The sequence below is a fragment of the Sphingobium sp. B2D3C genome (assembly GCF_025961835.1).
GTDB lineage: Bacteria > Pseudomonadota > Alphaproteobacteria > Sphingomonadales > Sphingomonadaceae > Sphingobium.
In genome coordinates this window covers 3,289,136-3,310,986 of sequence record NZ_JAOQOK010000001.1, presented here as the reverse complement: position 1 = coordinate 3,310,986, position 21,851 = coordinate 3,289,136, and the positions used below count along the sequence as shown (strand labels likewise).

Below are 21,851 nucleotides of genomic sequence, written 5' to 3'. Positions count from 1 at the left end.
CTCCACATCTCTCGAGAGCGATACCCTTCCGAACAGTGAGAATATATCATCCATCTCGCTCATGCTCTCATCAGTTGGCCGTGGTGATGCGGGAGTAGATCGGGGTTTCCGGCGGCGCTCCGGCCTGCTGCCGGGCGTATGCCTTGCTCTGCAGATCGATCAGATGGGCGTGGATCGCCTGCACGTCGGCGCGCGTCAGCAGATCGTCCCAGCGCGGCATTCCGTTGGGCAGCAGCAGCCCTTCCAGCACGATCTGCTCGAACGCCTGATGCGCGCCCTCGCTCATGCGGGTCAGGCTCGGCAGCGGCGCGCGCGGCATGTTGGAATGGCAGATGGAACAGTTTTTCGAGAAGAGCACTCGTCCCTTCGCCAACCGATCGGCATCGGTGCCGGAGATCTGCAGGGGCGGCGCCGGGATCGGCCCCTCCGGCGGAAGATCCGGCGGGATCGGCACCGGCCCACCATCCAGCCGAAAGACCAGGATGCGATTGGCGTTCCCCTTGGCATAGGCCGCGGAATAATCGGGGACCAGTCCCCAGCCGCCCCCGCCCCAGCCGGTCTGCACCGCGATATATTGCACGCCCTTCACCCGGTAGGTCATGGGGGCGGCGAGGATCGAGCGACCGGTGTCGATCGTGCGCACCACCTTGCCGGTATCGGAATCCAGGATGACCAGCTTGCCCGACAGCGTGCCGAAGATGGTGAGGCCGCTCTGCGTCGTGAGTACGCCACTGCGGTCCTGCCAGCCGTCCTCGCGCGGATAGCTCCAGATCGTCCTGCCGGTCACCGGATCGACGGCGCGCACATCGGCCGCCCAGGGCTTGTCCTTCACCCATTGCCATTGCGGCAGATCGGTGATGGTCTTCTGCACATCCTTGGGCAGACCGGGAAGCGCAGCCTCCAGAAAGGGCGTGAAGATCGATTCCGTGCCCGCGTTCAGGGCCAGCTTGCGCCGCGGCATCGTCAGATTGGCGGGCGGCACCATGATGAGATTGCCCATGTCGAGAAAATGGGCGACGTACATCTTGCGCTGCGGATCATAAGCCGCGCCATACCAGTTGCGTGCACCGGGCGGGGCCGGGAAGACCAGCTTGGGACCCGCATTGATGTCCGAATATTCGGGCGTGGCGATCGGCTTGCCGGTCTTGAGGTCCCAGCCCGAAGCCCAGCTTGTGCGCACCATCCTGTGCACAGCGAGCGGCTTGCCCGTCTCCCGGTCCAGCATGAAGAAGAAGCCGTTCTTGGGCGTGTGCAGCAGCACGGGGCGCTCGGCGCCGTTCACCGCCATACGCGTCAGGATCATGGGTTGGACGGAGGTGAAATCCCAGTTGTCGCCCGGCGTCTCCTGAAAATGCCATTTCATCGCGCCCGTCTTGCGGTCGAGTGCGACCAGCGAACTCAGGTAGAGATTGTCCCCGCCGCCCGGCGAACGGATCGCCTGCGCATAAGGCCCGCCATTGCCGACGCCGATGATGACCTGATCGAATTCGGGATCGTAGGTGATCGCATCCCAGGCCGTGCCGCCGCCGCCGATATCCCAGCGGCTTTTCGGATTCCAGGTCTTGAGCGCCGCCTCCAGCGCCTTGCTTTCCTGCGGCCCCAGCGCGGGATCGCGCGGTATGGTGTAGAAGCGCCAGGCCTCCTTGCCGGTGCGGATGTCGAACGCGATGACATAGCCGCGCGTGTCATATTCCGCGCCGGCATTGCCGATGATGACGAGGTCGCCCGCCACTTCCGGCGCGCCCGTGCTGGTATAGGCCCGATTGCGATCGAGAAAACTGTCGGCCTTCCAGACGACCGCGCCGGTCTTCTGGTCGAGCGCATAGAGCCATCCGTCGAGCGCGGCGACGAACACTTTCCCGTCCGCCACGGCCACGCCGCGATTGGCCTGATCGCAACAGGCGTAGCGATTGACTTGCATGTCGACCTCGGGCGAGAAGGCCCAGAGTTGGCGGCCCGTTGCCGCGTCCAGCGCATAGGCCCGGCCGAGATTGCCAGACGTATACATCACCCCGTCGATGACGACCGGCGTCGCTTCCTGCACGCGGGTGGTGCCGAGATCATAATCCCAGGCGAGGCCGAGCCTACCCACATTGGTCTTGTCGATGTCGGTGAGGCGGGAGTAGCGGCTTTCCGCCCAGTCCCCGCCCGGATTGTCCCAATCGTCGCCCGCACCGAACGGAGGCGGTCCCGCCATGCTGCCGGGCGGCGCGTTCGAGCAGGCCGCCAGCAGGGCAAGGCCCAGCATGGCGCCAAGCAGGCTCGACACACCGGATGGCGGCACGGCAGGACGCCCGGACACTGCTCAACCCATCTGCGTGACGGGGTTCACATATTCGGCGGCGCGGTCCTCCATGCACTCGTTCCAGATCTTGCGGAAGGTGAAGAGCCATTTGCCATCGACGCGGCGCAACTCGTCTTCATAATGGCCGTAGCCGCCGACATAGGGCGTGCGCAGGCGGGTATCGTTGTCGATTTCGAACCAGAAGGAGCGGCTCCAGGCCTTGTCGCCCTCCACCTTCACGGTGATGTTGGTGATGAAGTGGCGCAGCCGCGGCGGGCGAGTCGGCTCCTCGCCCTTGCCGCGCCCCGAGAAGTAGGTGCGCATGCCCACGCATTCCTCGCGGATTGCCTCGCGCCCTCGCACGATGCCACCGGCCCAATCCAGTACGCCTTCCTCGGCGAAGGTGCCGGCGTAGCCATCCGGGTCCTGCCAATCGAGCGCGAACAGATAGCGCGCCTGCAGATCCTCGATTTCCGCGCGGTCGTCAGCGAAACTGGCCATGAACGTTCCTCTCCTCAGGTCTCAAATCTTGTCTTGGGCGCCGGAACTGGGGGTCAGCGCCTAGCGCCGCCAGGGTGTCAGCGCCTTGCGGGTATCGTCCCAATGCTCGACCACCTTGCCATCGGCGATGCGGAACATGTCGAAGGCTTCGCCGGAGTAGGTCTCGCCGGGATTGTGCGGATCGGGCTGCGGCTGGGTCCAGATCACCACCACATAGTCGCCCTGCGCGATGGCCTTCTTCAGCGTCTTCTTGCCGGGCGGGATCATTGCGGGGGGCGGATTGCGGATCAGCGAGATCAGCTCCAGCACGCCCTCGCGGCCCTGCCGCACATTGGGGTTATGCTGGATGTAATCCTCATCGATGTATTTCATTACCGCATCGGGATCGGCGCGATTGATGACGCCATCCCACATTGCCAGCACCATCTCGATATTGGCCTGCTCGCGCCTGCGCTCGTGATTGATCCCGAGCCACCAGCTGATCGCGGCAGTCACGCCCACCAGCAGGAGGGCACCGAGCACTAGCGATATCTTCATCCTCTCACCTCTTCCCGACCCATGATCGTCCGATCCGGTGTCGACGGTCCGTCGCGCACGCGCCGGACCGAATCGCACCCTCTCCGCGCGGCCGCCTGTTCAGACCTCTGGCCCGACTCGGCGATCCGCATTTCCCCGCTCAACCGCTCCGCAACGAAATGGGAAACGGCAATTTTTTCTCATTGAACGGAACCAGCTTGCACTGAATGAACAAATTTGCAAGTTTCATCTCATGATTGCTAGACGATTCAGGAAAGAGTCGCGGCAGGAGCTTGGTTCACAGGAGAGGACAATGCTGCATCCCGGCTGCATCCGCGTGTCTCAGCGCGCCTTCCCATCGCGGAAGGTGATGCGATGAGCGATCCGTTCTCCACCGCACGCACCGGCAGCTTGTCACGGCGGCCACACATGGCCTTCTCGCGGCGCGGCCTACTCGGCGCTGGCGTCGGATTGATCGCCGCGCCCTCGCTCGCCGCCATCGGCGCGGTCGGTGAGCGGCCCATTGTTTCGACCTCGGCCGGCAAGGTGCAGGGCATTACCGAGGGCGCCGTTTATGCGTTCAAGGGCATTCCCTATGGCGAGCCGACGGGCGGCGCCGCACGTTTCCTCCCGCCTGTCCCACGCAAGCCCTGGAGCGATGTGCGCGACGCCTCGCGCTACGGGCCGCGCTGCCCGCAGCATGGCTTTCTCGGCGGTCCCGACACGCCCACGCATTCGGAAGACTGCCTTGTCGCCAATGTCTGGACCGGCTCGCTGACCGGCAGCAAGCCGGTGATGGTCTGGGTCCATGGCGGCGGCTGGGAAGTCGGTGGCTCGGACGATCCCGTCAGCAATGGCGCCTGGCTGGCGCGCAATCATGACGTCGTGATGGTCTCGATCAACCATCGCCTCAACGTCCATGGCTATCTCAATCTCTCGGAAGCGGGTGATGAGCGTTATGCGCTCTCCGGCAATGCCGGCGCACTCGACATTGCGCTGGCCCTCGCCTGGGTGCGCGAGAATATCGGCCAGTTCGGTGGCGATGCCGACCGGGTGATGATCTTCGGCCATTCCGGCGGCGGCCGCAAAATCAATGCGATGATGACGATGCCATCGGCCTCGGGCCTGTTCCACCGCGCCATCTCGCAAAGCGGCCCCGGCATCCGGCTCGACTCGCGTGAGGTCTCGCTCGACCGCGCCGACCGCCTCCTACACAAGCTCGGCATCCGCAAAGGCGGGCTCCGCCGGCTGGCGGACGTGCCGACCCGCACGCTCACCGCCACCGGCATCGAGGTGCGCAACGAGACCGGCCAGTTCCGTCCCTTCGTGGATGGGTTGAGCGTGGTCCAGCACCCGTTCCTGCCGCACGCGCCGCTGCTCAGCGCCGACGTGCCGATGATGCTCGGCACCACGATCGAGGAAACGACGATATTCCTCGGCCATGTGCCTTCCTACGACACGATGAGCGATGCGCGGGTGCTGGAGGAATCGCTGCGCTTCTTCCCGTCTGGCGAGGCGCCCAAGGCCATCGAGACCTGGCGGGGCATGTTCCCAGACCATAGCAACACCCGGCTGTTCGCACGGCTGACCACCGACCGGTCCTATCTGCTCGACGCGACGATCCAGGCCGAAAGCAAGGCCGCGCTCGGGCGGGCACCGGCCTATCTCTATCTGGTCGACTGGCCGACTGACATTGGCAGTCTGCACGGGGTGTCGCCCCATGGCATTGAGCTGGCCTTCACCTTAGGCAATATCGAGGCACATTCCGGCGTCGGCACGGTGACGCCCGAAGCCGATGCCCTGCGTGCCGCCATGTCCGGCGCATGGACGTCCTTCGCCCGGACCGGCCGGCCGGACAATCCGCACATGCCGGTGTGGCTGCCCTACGAAACCTCGCTGCGGGCCACGATGCGCTTCGGCAAGACCGTTCGGCTCGAATCCGATCCGCTGGCCGCGCAGCGCAGCTACATGGCGCGCTTCGGCTCCGAGCAGCTCGGCGAACGCGAACCGCGCCCGCCCGGGCCTTGGATACGCTGATGAGGAGGGGCCGCTAATGAGTAGATCGCTAACGCCCGAGCGCCAGCCGCCCGCGCTCGATTTCGCCTTCGAGATCGAGATCGAGCTGACCAAGCGCTATCGCTACGGCCCCACCTTCTGGGGTGCCGAGCGCGGCTTTGTGGGCGTGGAAAGCGGCATCGTACGCGGCCCGCGCCTGAATGGGATCGTCGTCCCGCACAGCGGCGGCGACTGGCCGACCATCCGCACCGACCACACCGTCAAGTTCGAGGCGCGCTATCTGATCCAGGCGGATGACGGCACGATCATCGAGCTGCAGAACCGCGGCGTGCGGCATGGCAACAAGGATGTGCTGGCCCGGCTCCAGAATTACGAGGCCGTCGACCCGGCGGACTATTATGCCGGCGCCAGCCCGGTGTTCGATGCGCCGGAAGGCCCGCATGACTGGCTCTGCCGCACGATGTTCGTGGGCAAGATCGATCGCCGCGCCGACCGCGCGGTGTTCTCCTACTGGGCGGTGCTGTGATCGCGGCGCGATCCCTCACAGCTTTCAAGACCCTCGCTTTGGCGGGCCTGCTCGGCAGCGCCTCCGTTGCGCTCGCCGCCAATGGAACGCCGGCCTTTGCCGATCGCTGCGCAGCGGCCCGCGCCCTCCTGCCCGCCAACGTGACGCTCACCACACTCGAAACGGTGGCGCCCGCTTCGCACTGGCAGAGTCCCACCTCGCCGACATCGCCGCAAGGCGAAGCGGTGCGAGCGGACTTCTGCCGATTGGCCGGCAGGATCGACGGCGACATCGGCTTCGAGCTCTGGCTTCCCCGCGACTGGAATCGGCGCTTCCTCGGCACCGGCGTCGGCGGCGAGGCCGGCTATTATAATTATGCCGACATGGCGCGCGGCGTGGAGCAGGGCTTTGCCGCTGCCTCCAGCGATACCGGGCACCGCCAGGGCGAGCGCTGGATCGACGATGCCCGCAAGTCGGAAACATACGCTCATCTCGCATATCACCGGCTGACGCAGGTCTCTAAGGCGATCATCGATGGCTTTTACGGCGTGCCGGCCGCGCACGCCTATTTCCTCGGCTGCTCCGGCGGCGGACGGCAAGGCCTTCGTGAGCTACAGCTTTACCCCGGCGATTATGACGGTGCGCTCATCGGCGCGCCGGGTCTGGACGTGCCCCTGCTCGCCGCCCGGCTGCTGCATGTGCATCTGGCCCAGACGCAGAACGACGGCGTCGCGATCAGCGCGGCGGAATGGGATCTGGTCTCCCGCCGCGCCATTTCGCGCTGCGATGCGAATGACGGCGCGGTCGATGGCATTATCGACGATCCGCGCAGCTGCGCTTTCCGCGTCGAGGAGCTCGCCTGCAAGCCCGGCCAATCTACAGACTGCCTTGCGCCCGCCACCGTCAAAACCATCGCGAACATCGTTGCGCCGCTCACCGACAGCACCGGCAAGGCCCATGATTTCGGCCTGCTGCCCGGCATCACCGCCCGCCCCGGCGGCCTGCCACCGCTGCCGGTCCAGATGTTCGGCCATGCGCGTCACAGCGCAGGCCGGGGCGACGCCGGCTGGGACCCGGCAAGCTTCGATCTCGCCGCCGATCTCGCGGCCGCCCGCAAAAGCTTTGCAACCATGGATGCCCGCAGCGCCGACATGCGGACCTTCGCGGCGCGCGGGGGCAAGCTGATCCTCTATCATGGCTGGGCCGATGCATCCGTGCAGCCACTCTCCACGCTCGATCTCTTCGCGCGCATGGGCGCAGAGGCGGAGCAGGACCGCGACGCCTTCGCCCGGCTCTACATGGTCCCGGGCATGCAGCACTGCCGGGGCGGGGCCGGCACGGACCGCTTCGGCGGATCGGAAGACCGCAGCGCGACCGGCAAGCCCGAGAGCGACCTGCTCGCGGCGCTGGTGGCATGGGTGGAGCAGGGCACCGCGCCCGGCGCGATCCTCGCCCGGCATGCGGACGCGGACGGGACCGTGACGACGGCCCGCCCGCTCTGCGCCTGGCCCGCACAAGCATCACACTCCAAGGGCGCCGAGACCGGTCCAGGCGCCGATCTGCGCTGCGACAGCCATGCGCGGGGAGGCACGTAACGACACTCGCGACACCCTATGGCTCGTCGCCTGAGCGACTCTGCCGGAGGGTGCGCGCCAGACACTGAAGAAGGAGGGGAAGAAGGGGGAGCAGGGCCCGATCCGGTTCACGCAATCGCGCAGATACAGGCACGAAGCCAGACCGCATCGACCGGGCCACGCCAGTTTTCAGACGACGTAAAAAGACAAAATTCTGAGTCCAGACAGCCGATTTTTTCAAAATTCGAGTTGAGGGAGAGAGCCAATGATTTCCGAGTTTCTGAAAGGACGCGCGCGTGGCCATGTCCGCCTCGGTGGCATATCACGCATCACCCTGGCCGCCGCATTGTGCGTGCCCGCCAGCCTGTTCGCCACCGCGGCCGCCGCGCAGACGGATGCCGCCCCGCAAGAGAGCGGGAAGACGGAAGACATCATCGTCACCGCCCAGTTCCGCTCGCAGAATGTGCAATCGACGCCGATCGCCATCACCGCGCTGAGCGCGCAGCAGCTTGAGGCACGCGGCCAGACCAGCATCACTGAGATCGCCACCAAGGCGCCGAACGTGAACCTGCGCGAGAGCAATCCGCAGGGCCCGTCGCTGCAGGCCCATATTCGCGGCATCGGCCAGGCCGACTTCAGCCTCGCCTTCGAGCCGGGCGTGGGCGTGTATGTGAATGACGTCTATTATTCGACGCTCACCGGATCGGTGCTCGATCTGCTCGATCTGGAGCGGGTCGAAGTGCTACGCGGGCCGCAGGGCACACTGGCGGGCATGAACTCCATCGGTGGCGCCATCAAGCTCTACACCAAGAAGCCCGATGGCAATGACGGCGGCTTCGTGGAAGCGACCGTTGGCAGCCTCAATCGCGTGGACGTGCGCGCAGCGGCTAACTTCACCATCGTGCCGGATCGCCTGTTCGCCCGCATCTCGGGCGTGTCGCGCAATCAGGACGGTTATGTGAAGGTCTACGACTTCGCCTGCACCCATCCGCAACTGGACGCGGTCTACAACATTCCCTCGCAAGCCGATGGCCGCAAGTGCCAGCTCGGCACGGAGGGTGGCAAATCCTATGTCGCGGCGCGCGGCTCGCTGCGCTGGGTGCCGACCGAGGATCTGGAGATCAACATCAGTGGCGATATTACCCGCGACGATTCGGAGGCCGCGCCGCAGACGCTGATCTTTGTCGGCACTGCCAACGCGACAAGCTACACGCCGGGCACGACGGGGCTGAACCTCAGCCGCAACTATCCCATGTATTCCACGGCCCCCACAAACGGCCTCAACCTGTGGAATCCCACGACCGGCACCTCGCCGTTCGTGCCCTATTCGCCCTGGGGTGTGGCGGGGGACAGCTTCACCAAGAGCCCCTATGTCAATTACTCCACCTACTGCGATGCGCAGCCGGTGGATGGCTCCGCGCCCTATTGCTTCAAGTCGCAGAGCCGCGTGAATGGCTGGGGCGTCAGCGGCAACATCGATTACAGCTTCTCTGACAATCTCAAGCTGACCTCGATCACCGCCTATCGCAGCTTCACGGCCAACTGGGTGCAGGATTTCGATGCCACACCGCTCAGCAACGCGCTGATCGATTATGAAGCGACCAACTGGCAGTTCAGCCAGGAACTACGCCTTGCCTCCAGCCTGTTCGACAACAAGGTCGATCTGGTCGTGGGCGGCTTCTACATCAATCGCTTCGGCACCTATCGCGGCACGATCAACCAGGGTCTGTTGATCTTCACCGAATATGACGAAATCCCCGCCACCAACTGGGCGGCCTTTGCCAATGCCTCCTGGCGGATCACCGACAAGCTCGAGCTGAACGGCGGCATCCGCTATTCCGAGGAGGAAAAGACGTTCCGCTTCTTCCGGGGCGGTCGTCCGGGCGTGCAGGCCGGTAACCCGGCGCCTTATTTCCCCTGCACGGTCAATGGCGTGAACTATGGCGTCGTCCACGTTGCCTTCTGCGGACTGAATGGCGCTGAGGGCGATTACAAGGGCAACAATGTCGATTGGCGCGCCGTGCTGCAATATCAGTGGACGCCGGATATCATGACCTACGCAAGCGTCGCCACCGGCTTCAAGGGTGGCGGCATCAATCCCCGTCCTTATACACCGGCGCAGGCGGTTCCGTTCGACCCCGAGAACCTCAAGGCGTATGAAATCGGCTTCAAGTCGCGGTTCTTCGATCGGCGCGCGCAGCTAAACGTCTCGGCATTCGTCAACAAATATTCGGACTTCATCGCGAGTGTCTTCTCCCGCGTGACGACCGCACCGAATGCCGGCTGCCCGATTTCGCCCAACGACCTGACCTGCTCCTATTTCGTCAATGCAGGCAAGGCCACGCTCAAGGGTCTGGAAGCCGAACTGTCGCTCGAGCCGGTCGACAATCTGCTCATCGATGCATCGGCGGCGCTGTTGGACTTCAAGTACGATCAGCTGTCGGGCTGCTCGCCGGCCCTCACGCCGACGACCTGCACGGCACCGTCGGGCGGTCTGGGCGCCGGCCTGCGGTACGGCATGACGCTGCCCTATGCGCCCAAGCGCCAGATCAGCGTCGGCGCGCAATACAAGTTCGATCTCGGTTCCACCGGTTCGATCACGCCGCGCCTCGACTGGAGCTGGCGTTCGCGGCAACAGACCCTGACGGTGCAGAACAACGTGCTGTCCTATCTGCCCTCCTACGGCCTGCTCAACGGCCGCATCGCCTGGAACTCGGCTGATGACGACTGGCAGCTTGCCCTGCAGGTGACCAACATCACCAACAAGCTGTACTGGACCGGCATCGGCCCCAACAACAACTCGGGCACCGTGGCAGCCAATCCCGGCATGCCGCGCGAGTGGTCGCTGTCGCTCAAGCGCACCTTCTGACGAACCGGCAGGCGGCGGCGGGATGGCCATCATCCCGCCGCCGCCCCGGCCATTTCTCAAATCCCGATGAAGCCGGAGAGGCAGCAATGTTGAACAGCAGCAGCAAGGCCCTGATATCCCTCGCGCTCGGCGCGGCGCTGGCCACGGCGGCCCCAGCGACCACCTCCACCAGCGGCGGAGCCGGCCCCTATCGGGTGACGATGACCGACGAGATTGACGGCCTCGATCATCACACCGTCTATCAGCCGGCCAATCTGGCCGCGCTCAGGGACAAGAAGCTGCCTATCTTCATTTGGGCGAATGGCGGCTGCGCGGACAAGGGCAACGCCTATCGCTACATGCTCGATCACATTGCCGCGCATGGCTATCTCGTCGTGGCGCTGGGCAAGATCGGCCCCAAGGGCGAGGAGAATAATTTCGGGCGCTGGCCGCGGGAGTTCGGCATGCCGGCAACGCCGCCGCCGCTCGATGGCCCCACCGGCACGTTGCCGCACGAAATGAAGGCGGCGATCGACTGGGCAGTGGCGCAGAACAGCAAGGATGGCAGCCCGCTCAAGGGCCGGCTCGATACCAGCAAGATCGGCGTTTCCGGCCATAGTTGCGGCACGCTGCAGGCGCTGGCGATGTCCTCCACCGATCCGCGCGTCACGACCACGCTGATGCTCAATGGCGGCGTGTGGAACATCGGCACCGGCGGCCTGCCCGGCGCCCCCGAGATCACCAAGAAATCGCTCGAGACGATCCATGGAACCATCGCCTATATTCATGGCGAGAAGGACAGCGCCCTGCCCAACGGCACGGACGACTTCTCGCGCATCAGCGGCATCCCGGCGATGCTCGCAGTGCGCAAGGATGTCGCCCATTCCGGCACCTTCCTGCTCAAAAATGGCGGGGCTTATGGCACGGTGGCGCTGGCCTGGCTGGACTGGCAGCTCAAGGGCGATGCGCGCGCCGCGCGCTGGTTCGTCGGCGCGGATTGCACGCTCTGCACCGATCCGCGCTGGACGGTCCAACGCAAGAACTTCCCCTGAAGCCGCGCCGCAAATTGGCATTGCGCGCGACCGGGGTCCGGTGATTGCGAATTTACCGCCCACTCCCTAAGAGCCTGCGAAGCTGGGCTGCGCGGAGCGGGCGGGAAACGGCCTGCGCGGCAAGAAGGATGCGTGGTGATGGCAAAGGCCAGTGAAGCTCCCGAAATGACCGGCGCGATCGAGCGCGCGCTGCGGGCGCTCAAGTCGGTCGCCGAACATGGCGAGTTCACCCCGCGCGACCTCGCCGAGGATGTCGGCATCCCAACCAGCACCGCCTATCGCCTGCTCCAGTCGCTGGGCGCGATGAACTTCGTCGAAAAGTCGAGCCATGGCAGCTATCGCGTCGGCCGCGAGTTGGTGCGCCTCTCCTCCATGGTCGCCGCGCAATTCGATTATGGCGCCATTGCGAGGCCGTTCCTCGCCGACCTGTCGGATGCGTTTCAGGAGACCTGTGCCTTCGCCCTCTACCTGCCGAACGAGCATAGCTGCTCGATCATCGAGACGATCAACGCGCTCCACCCGCTGCAATATGTCGTGGAGACCTACAAGACGCGCGCGCTCGTCTGGGGCGCGCTCGGCCGCGCCATGCTGCCCTGGCTGGACGAGGCCGATGTGCGCATCGCCATCGAGCGGCAAGGCCCACCGCTGGAGGCAGGCACGCCGCCGATGACCTACGAGCTGCTGCAGACCGAGAACGAGCGCGTGCGCAAGCAGGGCTGTTTCGTGGCGACCAGCCCCAGCGCGCTTGGCACCAATGGCACGGCGGCGCCGGTATTCAATGCGCGCGGCCAGATCTTCGGCAGCCTTGGCGTCGCCATTCCCGCCGTGCGTTACGATGCCGAGATGCAGCCCAGCTTGAGCGCGGCCGTGATCAAGGCCGCGCGCGGCATGAGCGCGGCACTCGGCCATGGCGGAAGCCGACAGCGCAAGAGCCTCTGATCGATAGGGACATGACGGAGAGGCCTCGCTGCGGGACGGGGCTGCGGCCCCGCGCGCTCACGGCATTGCCGGGCTCGCCGTCACCCCGGCTCCATATCAGCAGACAGCAAAAAGCCCCGCCGGTCGTGCCAGCGGGGCCTTTTAAATACTTGGTCTGGTCAGGCGGGCTGTGGCGGCTTCAGGCGGCTTCCAGCTCGTCCTCATCGGCGGTCTGCACCGGGCCGCTGTCCTGGCCCTTGGCGCTCTCGTCGCGGTCGACCAGCTCGATGATCGCCATCTGCACGGCGTCCGACGCGCGGATGTCCGCCTTGATGATGCGGGTGTAGCCGCCGGCGCGATCCTTGTAGCGCTCGGCCAGCACGTCAAACAGCTTGGTGAGCTGCGCGTCGTCGAGCAGGCGGGCATGGGCCAGACGACGGTTGGAGAGGCCACCACGCTTGGCGAGCGTGATCAGCTTCTCGACATAAGGGCGCAGTTCCTTGGCCTTGGGCAGGGTGGTCTTGATCTGCTCGTGCTTGATGAGCGCGGCCGCCATGTTGCGGAACATCGCGGTGCGGTGAGCGGAAGTGCGCTGCAGCTTGCGGCCGCCATATCTGTGACGCATGAGTCCAGTCCTTCGTTCGTTATGGGGCCGTGCAAGGCACCCCGTACCAGGCGATGCATAACGGGCACCGCCAAAACCCGGCCTCCTGCAAGAAGGACTTGAAGCGCCGCCCTAAAGCGGGTTGCGCGCGAAGAGTCAAGGGGAAGCATTCTGTGCGTCAGCTGCGCAAATAGCGAATCCCGCGCGCAATCTCCTGACGCAAGGTCCTGTGAGCATGACAGGAGGTGCTACATGTCGTCTTGAAGAGATCGCACGCGACGGTTTGCTCGATCATGGCCCGCCTCTCGGCGCTCTCCCAGATATCTGCAATCGAAGCTTCGCGGACATTTCCGATCCGATTGAAGTTCCAGCAATGGATGACATCGCCGTTCGGGCGAATGTCGAGGCTACGTAGTCCCACCCTACATCGACCAACACCGTGACTGTTCGGACGACCCGAGAAATGATCAATCATCGCCAACAGCTTGTCTGCGCTCGTTTCAATCGGTGCACCGGCGACTTTGCGCCTAATCAGGATGCCGACCACCGCCTCTAGTTGACGTAAATCTTCCGGGGTGGCCGGATAAAGTGCTTGGACATCAGACTGGCGCCAGAGACGTACCGGGGAAAAGTCGACAAACACGCCAACTTGCGTTTCGGCCCAATCTACCAAGTTTGGCAACGAGGTCATCGTTTGCCTGGTAACCGTCGGTTTCAGCCGGATGAGGAACCGGCTGTGCGTCCGCGTCCTCTCAGCGACCAGCCGCTCGACGCCCGCACGCACTTTTCCGAATGATCCTGCAACCCCTCGTAAGGAATCATGTTCGGCCGAAAGGGCGCTATCTATCGAGACATCAATGTTGAGAGGCTTTGCGGCGACGATATCCTGTACCCGGGCTTCGCTGAGGCTGGAGCCATTCGTGATGACGCCCCAGTCGATTCTTTCCTCGTGACAAAATGAAACCAAATCGAAAAACCACGGGACGATCATCGGCTCGCCGCCGATAAATTGGACCGCACCGCCGGGTGTGAAATCCTTCAACGACCGAAGAGCGTGCTTCCAAGCTTCCAGCGGCATTTCGTCCGTGTAATGTTTCTGCCGCCAGTGCGCACAATAGACGCACCGATAATTGCATCGCTCGGTCAATGTCGCTTTGATGTCTGACGGGCGCGTGAAATTAATGCGCGATCGAAAAAACAATGCTTCGGTAAAGCTTCTACGCAACGCTTTGGCGCCAAGCCGGCTCAATGTTCCAATTTGCACAGGGCCTCACAGATTCGCTGGTGAAGTATGCAAATATCATTGAAATTTATAAACGTTGTATATTCAAAATAACACTTGCGCTGCACCTACATAGAAAAAGCCCCCACCTTGCGGCAGGGGCTTTTCTCATCATCCAAGCTGAACCGGGTCAAAGGTTCACTTTGGCCCGATGCTTTCAGCCCAAAAGCTCCTGCTCGAGCTTCTTGGCGATCTCTTCGATGTTCTCCGGCGGCCAGCCCGGGATGTCCATCCCGAGGCGCAGGCCCATGCTGGAGAGCACTTCCTTGATCTCGTTGAGGCTCTTGCGGCCGAAGTTCGGCGTGCGGAGCATCTCGGCCTCGGTCTTCTGAACGAGGTCGCCGATGTAGATGATGTTATCGTTCTTGAGGCAGTTGGCCGAACGGACCGAAAGCTCCAGCTCGTCCACCTTCTTGAGCAGATAGCGGTTGATCTGGTTCGCGTCGCCCTCGCCTTCGTCGGCTGCGGCACCGGCGCCTGCACCCGTGCTCGGGCCGGCGGTCGGCAGCGCATCCTCGAAGTGGACGAAGAGCTGCAACTGGTCCTGCAGGATGCGCGCGGCATAGGCCACGGCGTCCTCGGGGCTGACGGTGCCGTCCGTCTCGACCGTCAGGTTGAGCCGGTCATAGTCCAGCTCCTGGCCGATACGGGCGTTCTCGACCTTGTAGGCCACCTGGCGCACGGGCGAGTAGAGCGCATCCACCGGGATGAGGCCGATCGGCGCATCGGCCGGGCGGTTGTTCACGGCAGGCACATAGCCCTTTCCGGTGTCGACGGTCAGCTCCATGTTGAAGCTGGCGCCTTCGTCCAGATGGCAGATCACCAGATCGCTGTTCATCACGGCCATGTCGCCGGTCACCACGATGTCACCGGCGGTGACGGTCGTGGGCCCGGTGGCGCTGAGCTGAAGACGGCGGGGGCCTTCGCCCTCCATCTTGAGCGCGATCTGCTTCACGTTGAGGACGATGTCGGTCACGTCCTCACGCACACCGGCGAGGCTCGAGAATTCGTGAAGCACGTTCTCGATCTTGATCGCGGTGACGGCGGCGCCCTGCAACGAGGAGAGCAACACGCGGCGAAGCGCGTTGCCCAGCGTCAGGCCAAAGCCGCGCTCAAGCGGCTCGGCGACGAAGGTCGCGCGGCGTTTCGGGTCGCCCCCGGCCTTGATCTCGAGGCCATTGGGCTTCTTCAATTCCTGCCAGTTCCGGATGTTGACAGTCATGTATTTCCCCTGGGAGTTGGGCGGAGGACGGTGGAGTGCAGCTGCGATCCGGCCCCGGCCTTAGAAGGAATGGTCGGGCAGGGATGGGGTTTCCGCAAAGAAACCCCCGCCCTGCTCGTCGGGCCGAATCAGACGCGGCGGCGCTTGCTCGGCCGCACGCCATTGTGCGGGATCGGCGTGACGTCACGGATGGACGTGATGGTAAAACCGACGGCCTGCAGCGCGCGCAGAGCCGATTCGCGGCCCGAACCGGGGCCTTTGACTTCCACCTCGAGGGTGCGCACGCCATGCTCGGCGGCCTTGCGGCCGGCGTCTTCGGCGCAGACCTGCGCGGCATAAGGCGTCGACTTGCGGCTGCCCTTGAAGCCCATCATGCCGGCGCTGGACCAGCTGATCGCATTACCCTGCGCATCGGTGATGGTGATCATGGTATTGTTGAAGCTGGCGTTCACATGCGCGACGCCTGCCGAGATATTCTTGCGCTCGCGCCTGCGAAGCCGCTGGGGTTCCCGTGCCATCTGACTAACTTTCCTACTCGAAACTGGTTGAACCGGTGCCTGCGCCTGTTTCGCAATTTCTGCGTCGCACACACCCTGCCATGCCTGTCCGCGCCGGGAGCATCGTCCCTTTGCCGGTCCCCATGCCGATCACCCATCCCGCCCCGGGAGCCGAGTGATCGGCAGGCCCGTCGAAAGAGGCGATCCCATGCGGGACCAGGACCTGAGCGCTTGCACACTGCCGGGGCGGGGAGCGAGGAACCGGATGATCCGGTGGTCGCGCCTTGCCCCTGCACGTCCCTGCCCTTGCGAGCCTTGCCGGGTCTGGCGCGCCTCCATTGGGGCGGGCCTGCTACGGCGGAGGACGTCTGGTCCGGACTGTTCTGGCGGGTGCGGATGCGATGTTTCAGCACATGCGCCCGGCGGAACAGAAGAAGCCGGATCGCTCCGGCGCCGGGCGGCTCGCGATGGCATGGCCGCAGCCCTGCCAGCATCGCGCCATCCGGCCTTGCGTTACTTCTTCTTGCCGGCGATCGGCTTGGCCTTGCCCTTGCGGGTGCGCGCATTGGTGTGCGTGCGCTGGCCACGGACCGGCAGCCCCTTGCGATGACGCAGGCCGCGATAGCAGGCCAGATCCATCAGGCGCTTGATGTTCATCGCGGTTTCGCGACGCAGATCGCCCTCGACCGTCAGGTCGGCGTCGATCGTTTCACGGATCTGCAGCACTTCCGCGTCGGTCAGGTCCTGAACCCGGCGGCTGTGATCGATGCCGAGCTTGTCGGCGATGCCCACGGCGGTCCGGGGACCGATGCCATGGATGTAGGTCAGCGCGATGATCACGCGCTTGTTGGTCGGGATGTTGACCCCCGCAATACGTGCCATATATCCTCCTGCTCCACAGGATGCTCTGGCGGGCACCCTATCTCGTAGCGTTGAACCCGGACGCGCAAAGCACGGCGAGCGCTCGCTCGCGCTGCCGTTGACCTTGTCGCATTGGGAACGGCGGTCGTTACTGCAACGCTCGTGCCCTGTCAACGGCAGGCCGGAACGGACCGCCTCTTTAACAGTATCAAAACCCCTACCGGGTTCTTATGAGCCTTCCAGCCCGCCGCCCTGTCGCCCGTTTCCGAATCAGAGCCCCTTTTTCATGTCCCAAAGCGCTCCCACATCCTCGGTGACCACGCGACTCGTGAAGGGGGCCGGCTGGGTGATGACGTCGCAGGTCATCATCAACTTAGTCTCCTTCGCCTCGTCGATCGTGCTGGCGCGCCTGCTGATGCCGGAAGACTTCGGCCTGGTCGCCATTGCACTGGGGGTCAGCGCGGTCGTAACGGCCTTGACCTCCATGCCGCTGTCCGAGGCGCTCATCCAGATCAACGATATCGAGGACGATCACTTCCACAGCGCGTTCACGCTGGGTTTCATTCGTGCGATGATGCTCACGCTGCTGCTGGCCGGGGCAGCCTGGCCGGTCGCGGCCATGTATGACGACAGTCGTCTCGCGCCGATCATGCTTGCGCTTGCGGGGCAGGCCTTCATCAGCGGCTTCTACAGTGCCCGCTGGCCGATGATCCAGAAGCAGCTCTCCTTCGCACCGGACGCGATCGCGGGGGTCGTAACGCGCGTGGCGGCCGTCACTGCTTCGGTCGTGATCGCCTATCTGTACCAGACCTATTGGGCGATCGTGATCCCGATCGTGTTGATGCAGTTCCTGAGCGTAGTGGTCACGCATCTCTATGCGCCCTATCTGCCGCGCCTCAGGCTCTCGAAGGTGCGCGAGATCTGGTCCTTCTCGATCTGGATGACCTTCAGTTCCGTGCTGACGACCGTCAACGCGCGCATCGACAGTCTCGTGCTGGGCGGTGTTCTGGGGCAGCGCGAAGTCGGATTTTACAGCTATGCCGATGAGAAGGCGCGGATGCCCACGCGCGAGCTCTCAACGCCGCTCATCCGGCTGCTGTTTCCCGGTCTCACCGCGGTTCGGCATGATCCCGCCCGGCTCGCCGCAGCCTATCAGCGCACGCTGACCGTCATTTTCGCGGTTTGCGTGCCGGCCGGCGCCGGCTTCGGTCTGGTTGCCGACATGTTCGTTCATGTGTTGCTCGGCCCGAAATGGATCGAGATCATCCCGATCATGCAAGTGCTGGCCTTTACCTTCGCGTTCGAGAATCTGGTCACCGCTACCGCGCCGCTCGCGATGGCAATGGGCGCGACCCGCGCGCTGTTCGTTCGCGATCTCATGACCTTTGCATTCCGCGTGCCGCTTATCATCACCGGGCTTCTGCTGTTCGGCATAACGGGGCTGCTCGGGGCGCGCGTGCTGTCCACCCTTGCCTCTGTCCTGCTCAACATGCTGCTCGCCAAGCAGATCGTGCATGTCAGCATCCGCCGTCAGTTTCTCGGCTGCGCGCGCACCTTTGTCGCCGTGGGCGGCATGTGCGCAGGAGTGATCGCCTTCAAGATGGCCTTGCCCACCCATGTCGCGCACAGCGTGTCCGGCCTGCTGGCGACGATTGCGGTGGGCGGGGTGGCTTATATCGCCTGCCATCTGGGCGTGTGGATCCTGCGCGGACGGCCCGCCGGGCCGGAAACGGATCTGATCGCCATCTTCAGCGGCGTCCTGCGCAAGCTGGGACGGTTCAAAAGGCCCCAGCCAGGACTATCCGAGCAATAAAAGGCAGGCTTAGCCGGCCGAGGCGGCCCCTGCCGTCAATCGCTGCAGTAGCGTTTCGAGCTTGGGGCCATCAAGATGTCTCTTGATCGCAGCGAAGGCACGCTCGGCAATGGCCCGGCATTCGTCGGGCCGCTTGAGCAAGTCCGCAACGACATCCTCCAGGTCCGACAAATCCCAACGCACCGGCACATAGGTTTCCCCGGCCCGGTAGATGTCGCAGAAGGTTTCCAGATGGCTCATGTCGGGCTTCACCAGCACGGCGCCGGTCAGCACCGCCTCCAGATCGCGCCAGCAGATCTCGCCAAAACCGAACGGGCTGAAGCACAGCTGGGACTGGTCCATCTCGCTCATGAACGCAGCCCGATCGACCCGGCCCTGCCACGCCACCTGATGGCGCGCAGCGAGGGCTCGCACGGCCTGCTCGGCCTCGCGGCGCATGATTACATACCAATGGGTGCGCTCACCCGCGTCCACCCGCCCCTCGGCGTGCAACTGCGCAGGTGCGAGCGCGAAGCGCGCATGAACGTCGATGGGGCGGGGACCGCTGGGGATCGCCTGACGCTGTTCGAACGCCTTGAGCAGCACTGGCGCGGTCGCAAAAGCCGGCGCCAGCACGAGCCGGTCGACGATGTCCGGCCGACAGCGCCAGTTTGGCTCGTCCACAATCAGCCCCGCCTTGTTGCCGTAATAAGCCGCGAGGTTGGTGTGCGCTGCTTGGGCGACGCGATAATGATCGCGTTCCAGCATCAGTGATTTCTTGGCATAGAGATCGACATAATCCGCGACCCGGTCGGCAAAGCGGACATCGGTCGGCGCGAACCAGTCGAGATAGGTGATGGGCGCGTGCGGATTGGCGGACTTGACCCGCTCCAACACGCGCTCGAGCTCGCCATCCGGCAACACATAAAAGGATTGGATCAGGATGGCAGACGCATCCTTGATCAGATGCTCCGCATTTTCCGCCGGATAAGGCACGGCGCGGAACGCATAGCCCTGTCGGGCAAAGCGATCCGCGTCATGATAGAAAGGGTAGATTTGCGGCCAGGCGATCTGATCATCGGCATAGATGAACAGAATCCGCGTCTGGGCCTGGCGAGGGAAGCGGCGCGCGAGATGGGACCGGATGACAGGCTTCACCGGATCGTAGCGGCGCCTTCCGTCATCCAGAAGGCTTATCACCCGCGCTTCGATCCCCGTCACCACTATCGCTCCGTCCTATTTGCGCCCAGCGCACCAGCCTCGTTTGCGAACGAGGGGAGGATCAGCGATCGAGAATGGTCACAATCGCGTTCGACACCTCATCGATATCCGCCATGCCGTCAACCCGGCTGACGATGTTGCGTTCCTCATAGATTGGCAGGATCGGCGCTGTTTTCGCGCGATACTCGGCCATGCGGGTGCGCACCGTTTCCTCATTGTCATCGGGCCGCCGCTTGAACTCGGTGCTCCCGCACCGATCGCAAACGCCCTCGATCTTCGGTGTCTTATACCGATCATGATAGCCTTCACCGCAGCTTGCGCAAGTGAAGCGGCCGGTGATCCGGTCGACCAGTGCATCCTCGTCGACCGCCAGTTCAATGACATGATCGAGCTGACGGTTGCGCGCGCCCAGCAGCACGTCCAGGCTCTCGGCTTGGGCCGCCGTGCGCGGATAGCCATCGAAGATCACGCCGACATCCGGTGCGAGCTGGTCCAGCGCTTCGCCGATGATTCCCGAGACGATCTCGTCCGAGACGAGCTCGCCGGCATCCATCACCGCCTTCGCCTTGAGACCTACCGGGGTGCCGGCCTTCACCGCCGCCCGCAGCATGTCGCCGGTCGAGAGCTGAACCATGCCACGCGCAGCGACCAGACGCTGCGCCTGAGTGCCCTTGCCGGCGCCGGGCGGTCCCAGCAGGATGATGTTCATGTCACTCCCCCAAAATTCACAAGAAGGATAAGCCTGCGGCCGGGTTGCCCCGGCCGGCTCAGCGCATCCGGCCCTTCAGACGCGCCTTCTTGATGAGGTCGCGATACTGGTGGGCGATGAGATGGCTCTGGATCTGCGTCACGGTATCCACGGTCACGTTGACGACGATGAGCAGGCTCGTGCCGCCGAGATAGAACGGAATCCCGGCACGGGCGATGGCGAACTCGGGGATCAGGCAGACCAGCGCCAGATAGATGGCACCGATCACCGTGATCCGCGTCAGCACGTAATCGAGATAGTTCTCGGTGTTCTTGCCGGGACGGATGCCCGGAATGAAACCGCCGTTGCGCTTGAGATTCTCCGCAGTCTCTTCCGGGTTGAAGACCACCGCGGTGTAGAAGAAGCAGAAGAAGATGATGCCTGCGCCATAGAGCGCCATGTAGAGCGGCGTGCCGTGCGACAGATACTGGTTGATCGACAGCACGAAGTCGCCCCACGCGCCGGTCGATGCATTGGCACCCGCGCCGGAGAACTGCGTGATGGTGAGCGGCAGCAGCAGCAGCGACGAGGCGAAGATCGGCGGGATCACACCGGCGGTGTTGATCTTCAGCGGCAGGTGGCTGCGGTCCGCCTGCATCACGCCCTGCTTGGTCTGGCGCTTGGGATACTGGATCAGCACGCGGCGCTGGGCGCGCTCGACGAAGCAGATGCCCGCGATGAGGCCGAGGCCGACGATGATGATGCCAAGGATGACCAGACCCGAGATCGAGCCGGTACGGCCCGATTCGAAGAGGTTGGTGAGCGTCACCGGCAACTGTGCGACGATGCCGGCCATGATGATCAGCGAGATGCCGTTGCCGATGCCGCGGCTGGTGATCTGCTCACCCAGCCACAGCAGGAACATCGTGCCGCCGATCAGCGAGATGACCGCGCTGATGCGGAACAACATGCCGGGGTCGACCACGGCCTGCAGCCCGGATTGCGCGCCATAGGCTTCGAGCCCGACGGCAATGAAATAGCCCTGGATCGCCGTGAGGCCGACCGTGCCATAGCGGGTATACTGATTGAGCTTCTTGCGGCCGGCTTCGCCTTCCTTCTTGATCGCAGCCAGCTTGGGCGAGAGCGACGAGCCGAGCTGCACGACGATGGAGGCGGTAATATAGGGCATGATGCCGAGCGCGATGAGGCTCATGCGCTGCAGGCTGCCGCCGGAGAAGGTATTGAAGATGTCGAGAATGCCGCCCTGCGTCTGTTGATAGAGCTGGGCCAGCACGGTCGGATCGACACCGGGGAGCGGGACGAACGAGAAAAAGCGGAAGACGATGAGCGCACCCACCGTGAACCAGATCCGCTTCTTGAGTTCTGTTGCCTGGCCGAAGTTAGCGAGGCTCAGATTGGCTGCCATTTGGTCGGCGCGTGATGCCATGATCGCTTGCAATCCCGAAAATG

18 protein-coding genes are annotated in these 21,851 nt (G+C 64.1%); 7 read left to right on the top strand and 11 right to left on the bottom strand.

The annotated features are described in order from the left end of the window. Nucleotides 1-70: 70 nt before the first annotated feature. The 3 genes from M2339_RS15440 to M2339_RS15430 are packed head-to-tail and all read right to left on the bottom strand — an operon-like array spanning nt 71 to nt 3,322. Complete coding sequence (locus M2339_RS15440; protein ID WP_264588023.1) at nt 71-2,302, bottom strand: PQQ-dependent dehydrogenase, methanol/ethanol family; 2,232 nt, start codon at nt 2,300-2,302, stop codon at nt 71-73. Between the two features lie 3 nt (nt 2,303-2,305). Continuing rightward, nucleotides 2,306-2,785 (bottom strand): nuclear transport factor 2 family protein, encoded by a 480-nt coding sequence (locus M2339_RS15435; RefSeq protein WP_264588024.1) that lies wholly within the window; start codon nt 2,783-2,785, stop codon nt 2,306-2,308. 60 nt (nt 2,786-2,845) lie between these two features. Further along, a complete protein-coding gene (locus M2339_RS15430; RefSeq protein ID WP_264579941.1) occupies nt 2,846-3,322 on the bottom strand; it encodes a nuclear transport factor 2 family protein in 477 nt (158 codons plus the stop codon). Nucleotides 3,323-3,676: 354 nt separating this feature from the next. On the opposite strand from M2339_RS15430, the gene M2339_RS15425 reads away from it, so the two are divergent. The 6 genes from M2339_RS15425 (at nt 3,677) to M2339_RS15400 (ending at nt 12,235) form a co-directional block, all read left to right on the top strand. Further along, complete coding sequence (locus M2339_RS15425) at nt 3,677-5,338, top strand: carboxylesterase/lipase family protein (RefSeq protein WP_264588025.1); 1,662 nt, start codon at nt 3,677-3,679, stop codon at nt 5,336-5,338. 16 nt (nt 5,339-5,354) lie between these two features. Further along, the gene (locus M2339_RS15420) at nt 5,355-5,843 is read left to right on the top strand and encodes a DUF3237 domain-containing protein (RefSeq protein WP_264571798.1); all 489 of its coding nucleotides are present in this window, start codon (nt 5,355-5,357) and stop codon (nt 5,841-5,843) included. A 38-nt stretch (nt 5,844-5,881) separates the two neighbouring features. After that, a complete protein-coding gene (locus M2339_RS15415) occupies nt 5,882-7,417 on the top strand; it encodes a tannase/feruloyl esterase family alpha/beta hydrolase (protein ID WP_264588026.1) in 1,536 nt (511 codons plus the stop codon). Nucleotides 7,418-7,661: 244 nt separating this feature from the next. Then, nucleotides 7,662-10,265 carry a TonB-dependent receptor gene (locus M2339_RS15410; protein WP_264588027.1) on the top strand — a complete coding sequence of 868 codons (2,604 nt, stop codon included), beginning with the start codon at nt 7,662-7,664 and terminating at the stop codon, nt 10,263-10,265. A gap of 86 nt (nt 10,266-10,351) precedes the next feature. Continuing rightward, nucleotides 10,352-11,296, top strand: a complete 945-nt coding sequence (locus M2339_RS15405) for a hypothetical protein (RefSeq protein ID WP_264588028.1) — start codon at nt 10,352-10,354, stop codon at nt 11,294-11,296. A gap of 138 nt (nt 11,297-11,434) precedes the next feature. Beyond that, nucleotides 11,435-12,235, top strand: a complete 801-nt coding sequence (locus tag M2339_RS15400) for an IclR family transcriptional regulator (protein WP_181558382.1) — start codon at nt 11,435-11,437, stop codon at nt 12,233-12,235. Between the two features lie 178 nt (nt 12,236-12,413). Here the strand turns inward: M2339_RS15400 and rplQ are convergent, their stop codons facing one another. From rplQ to rpsM, 5 genes are all read right to left on the bottom strand, one after another. Then, nucleotides 12,414-12,839 carry a 50S ribosomal protein L17 gene (rplQ, locus tag M2339_RS15395; RefSeq protein ID WP_181558381.1) on the bottom strand — a complete coding sequence of 142 codons (426 nt, stop codon included), beginning with the start codon at nt 12,837-12,839 and terminating at the stop codon, nt 12,414-12,416. A 157-nt stretch (nt 12,840-12,996) separates the two neighbouring features. Continuing rightward, complete coding sequence (locus M2339_RS15390; protein WP_264606458.1) at nt 12,997-14,067, bottom strand: radical SAM/SPASM domain-containing protein; 1,071 nt, start codon at nt 14,065-14,067, stop codon at nt 12,997-12,999. A gap of 190 nt (nt 14,068-14,257) precedes the next feature. Then, complete coding sequence (locus M2339_RS15385) at nt 14,258-15,322, bottom strand: DNA-directed RNA polymerase subunit alpha (protein WP_181558380.1); 1,065 nt, start codon at nt 15,320-15,322, stop codon at nt 14,258-14,260. A gap of 128 nt (nt 15,323-15,450) precedes the next feature. Next, the gene (gene rpsK / locus M2339_RS15380) at nt 15,451-15,840 is read right to left on the bottom strand and encodes a 30S ribosomal protein S11 (protein WP_014077853.1); all 390 of its coding nucleotides are present in this window, start codon (nt 15,838-15,840) and stop codon (nt 15,451-15,453) included. 492 nt (nt 15,841-16,332) lie between these two features. Beyond that, entirely contained in the window at nt 16,333-16,701 is a 369-nt protein-coding gene (rpsM, locus tag M2339_RS15375) for a 30S ribosomal protein S13 (protein WP_181558379.1), read from the bottom strand. Nucleotides 16,702-16,993: 292 nt separating this feature from the next. Here rpsM and M2339_RS15370 point away from each other — a divergent pair, with 292 nt between their 5' ends. Next, nucleotides 16,994-18,493: a lipopolysaccharide biosynthesis protein gene (locus M2339_RS15370; RefSeq protein WP_264588030.1), complete on the top strand. Its 1,500-nt coding sequence runs from the start codon at nt 16,994-16,996 to the stop codon at nt 18,491-18,493. 9 nt (nt 18,494-18,502) lie between these two features. On the opposite strand, the gene M2339_RS15365 is transcribed toward M2339_RS15370, so the two are convergent. The 3 genes from M2339_RS15365 to secY form a co-directional block, all read right to left on the bottom strand. Beyond that, complete coding sequence (locus M2339_RS15365; protein ID WP_264588031.1) at nt 18,503-19,693, bottom strand: glycosyltransferase; 1,191 nt, start codon at nt 19,691-19,693, stop codon at nt 18,503-18,505. 61 nt (nt 19,694-19,754) lie between these two features. Further along, nucleotides 19,755-20,402 (bottom strand): adenylate kinase, encoded by a 648-nt coding sequence (locus M2339_RS15360; RefSeq protein WP_264577176.1) that lies wholly within the window; start codon nt 20,400-20,402, stop codon nt 19,755-19,757. 58 nt (nt 20,403-20,460) lie between these two features. After that, on the bottom strand, nt 20,461-21,828 hold the full coding sequence (secY, locus tag M2339_RS15355) for a preprotein translocase subunit SecY (protein ID WP_181558375.1): 1,368 nt from the start codon (nt 21,826-21,828) through the stop codon (nt 20,461-20,463). Nucleotides 21,829-21,851: the final 23 nt, after the last annotated feature.

Excerpts from the sequence above, each read along its gene's own strand:
- M2339_RS15435 (WP_264588024.1), bottom strand. The coding sequence starts at position 2,785 with ATGGCCAGTTTCGCTGACGACCGCGCGGAAATCGAGGATCTGCAGGCG.
- M2339_RS15430 (WP_264579941.1), bottom strand. The coding sequence starts at position 3,322 with ATGAAGATATCGCTAGTGCTCGGTGCCCTCCTGCTGGTGGGCGTGACT.
- M2339_RS15425 (WP_264588025.1), top strand. The coding sequence starts at position 3,677 with ATGAGCGATCCGTTCTCCACCGCACGCACCGGCAGCTTGTCACGGCGG.
- M2339_RS15420 (WP_264571798.1), top strand. The coding sequence starts at position 5,355 with ATGAGTAGATCGCTAACGCCCGAGCGCCAGCCGCCCGCGCTCGATTTC.
- M2339_RS15410 (WP_264588027.1), top strand. The coding sequence starts at position 7,662 with ATGATTTCCGAGTTTCTGAAAGGACGCGCGCGTGGCCATGTCCGCCTC.
- M2339_RS15405 (WP_264588028.1), top strand. The coding sequence starts at position 10,352 with ATGTTGAACAGCAGCAGCAAGGCCCTGATATCCCTCGCGCTCGGCGCG.
- M2339_RS15400 (WP_181558382.1), top strand. The coding sequence starts at position 11,435 with ATGGCAAAGGCCAGTGAAGCTCCCGAAATGACCGGCGCGATCGAGCGC.
- rplQ (WP_181558381.1), bottom strand. The coding sequence starts at position 12,839 with ATGCGTCACAGATATGGCGGCCGCAAGCTGCAGCGCACTTCCGCTCAC.
- M2339_RS15385 (WP_181558380.1), bottom strand. The coding sequence starts at position 15,322 with ATGACTGTCAACATCCGGAACTGGCAGGAATTGAAGAAGCCCAATGGC.
- rpsK (WP_014077853.1), bottom strand. The coding sequence starts at position 15,840 with ATGGCACGGGAACCCCAGCGGCTTCGCAGGCGCGAGCGCAAGAATATC.
- rpsM (WP_181558379.1), bottom strand. The coding sequence starts at position 16,701 with ATGGCACGTATTGCGGGGGTCAACATCCCGACCAACAAGCGCGTGATC.
- M2339_RS15360 (WP_264577176.1), bottom strand. The coding sequence starts at position 20,402 with ATGAACATCATCCTGCTGGGACCGCCCGGCGCCGGCAAGGGCACTCAG.
- secY (WP_181558375.1), bottom strand. The coding sequence starts at position 21,828 with ATGGCATCACGCGCCGACCAAATGGCAGCCAATCTGAGCCTCGCTAAC.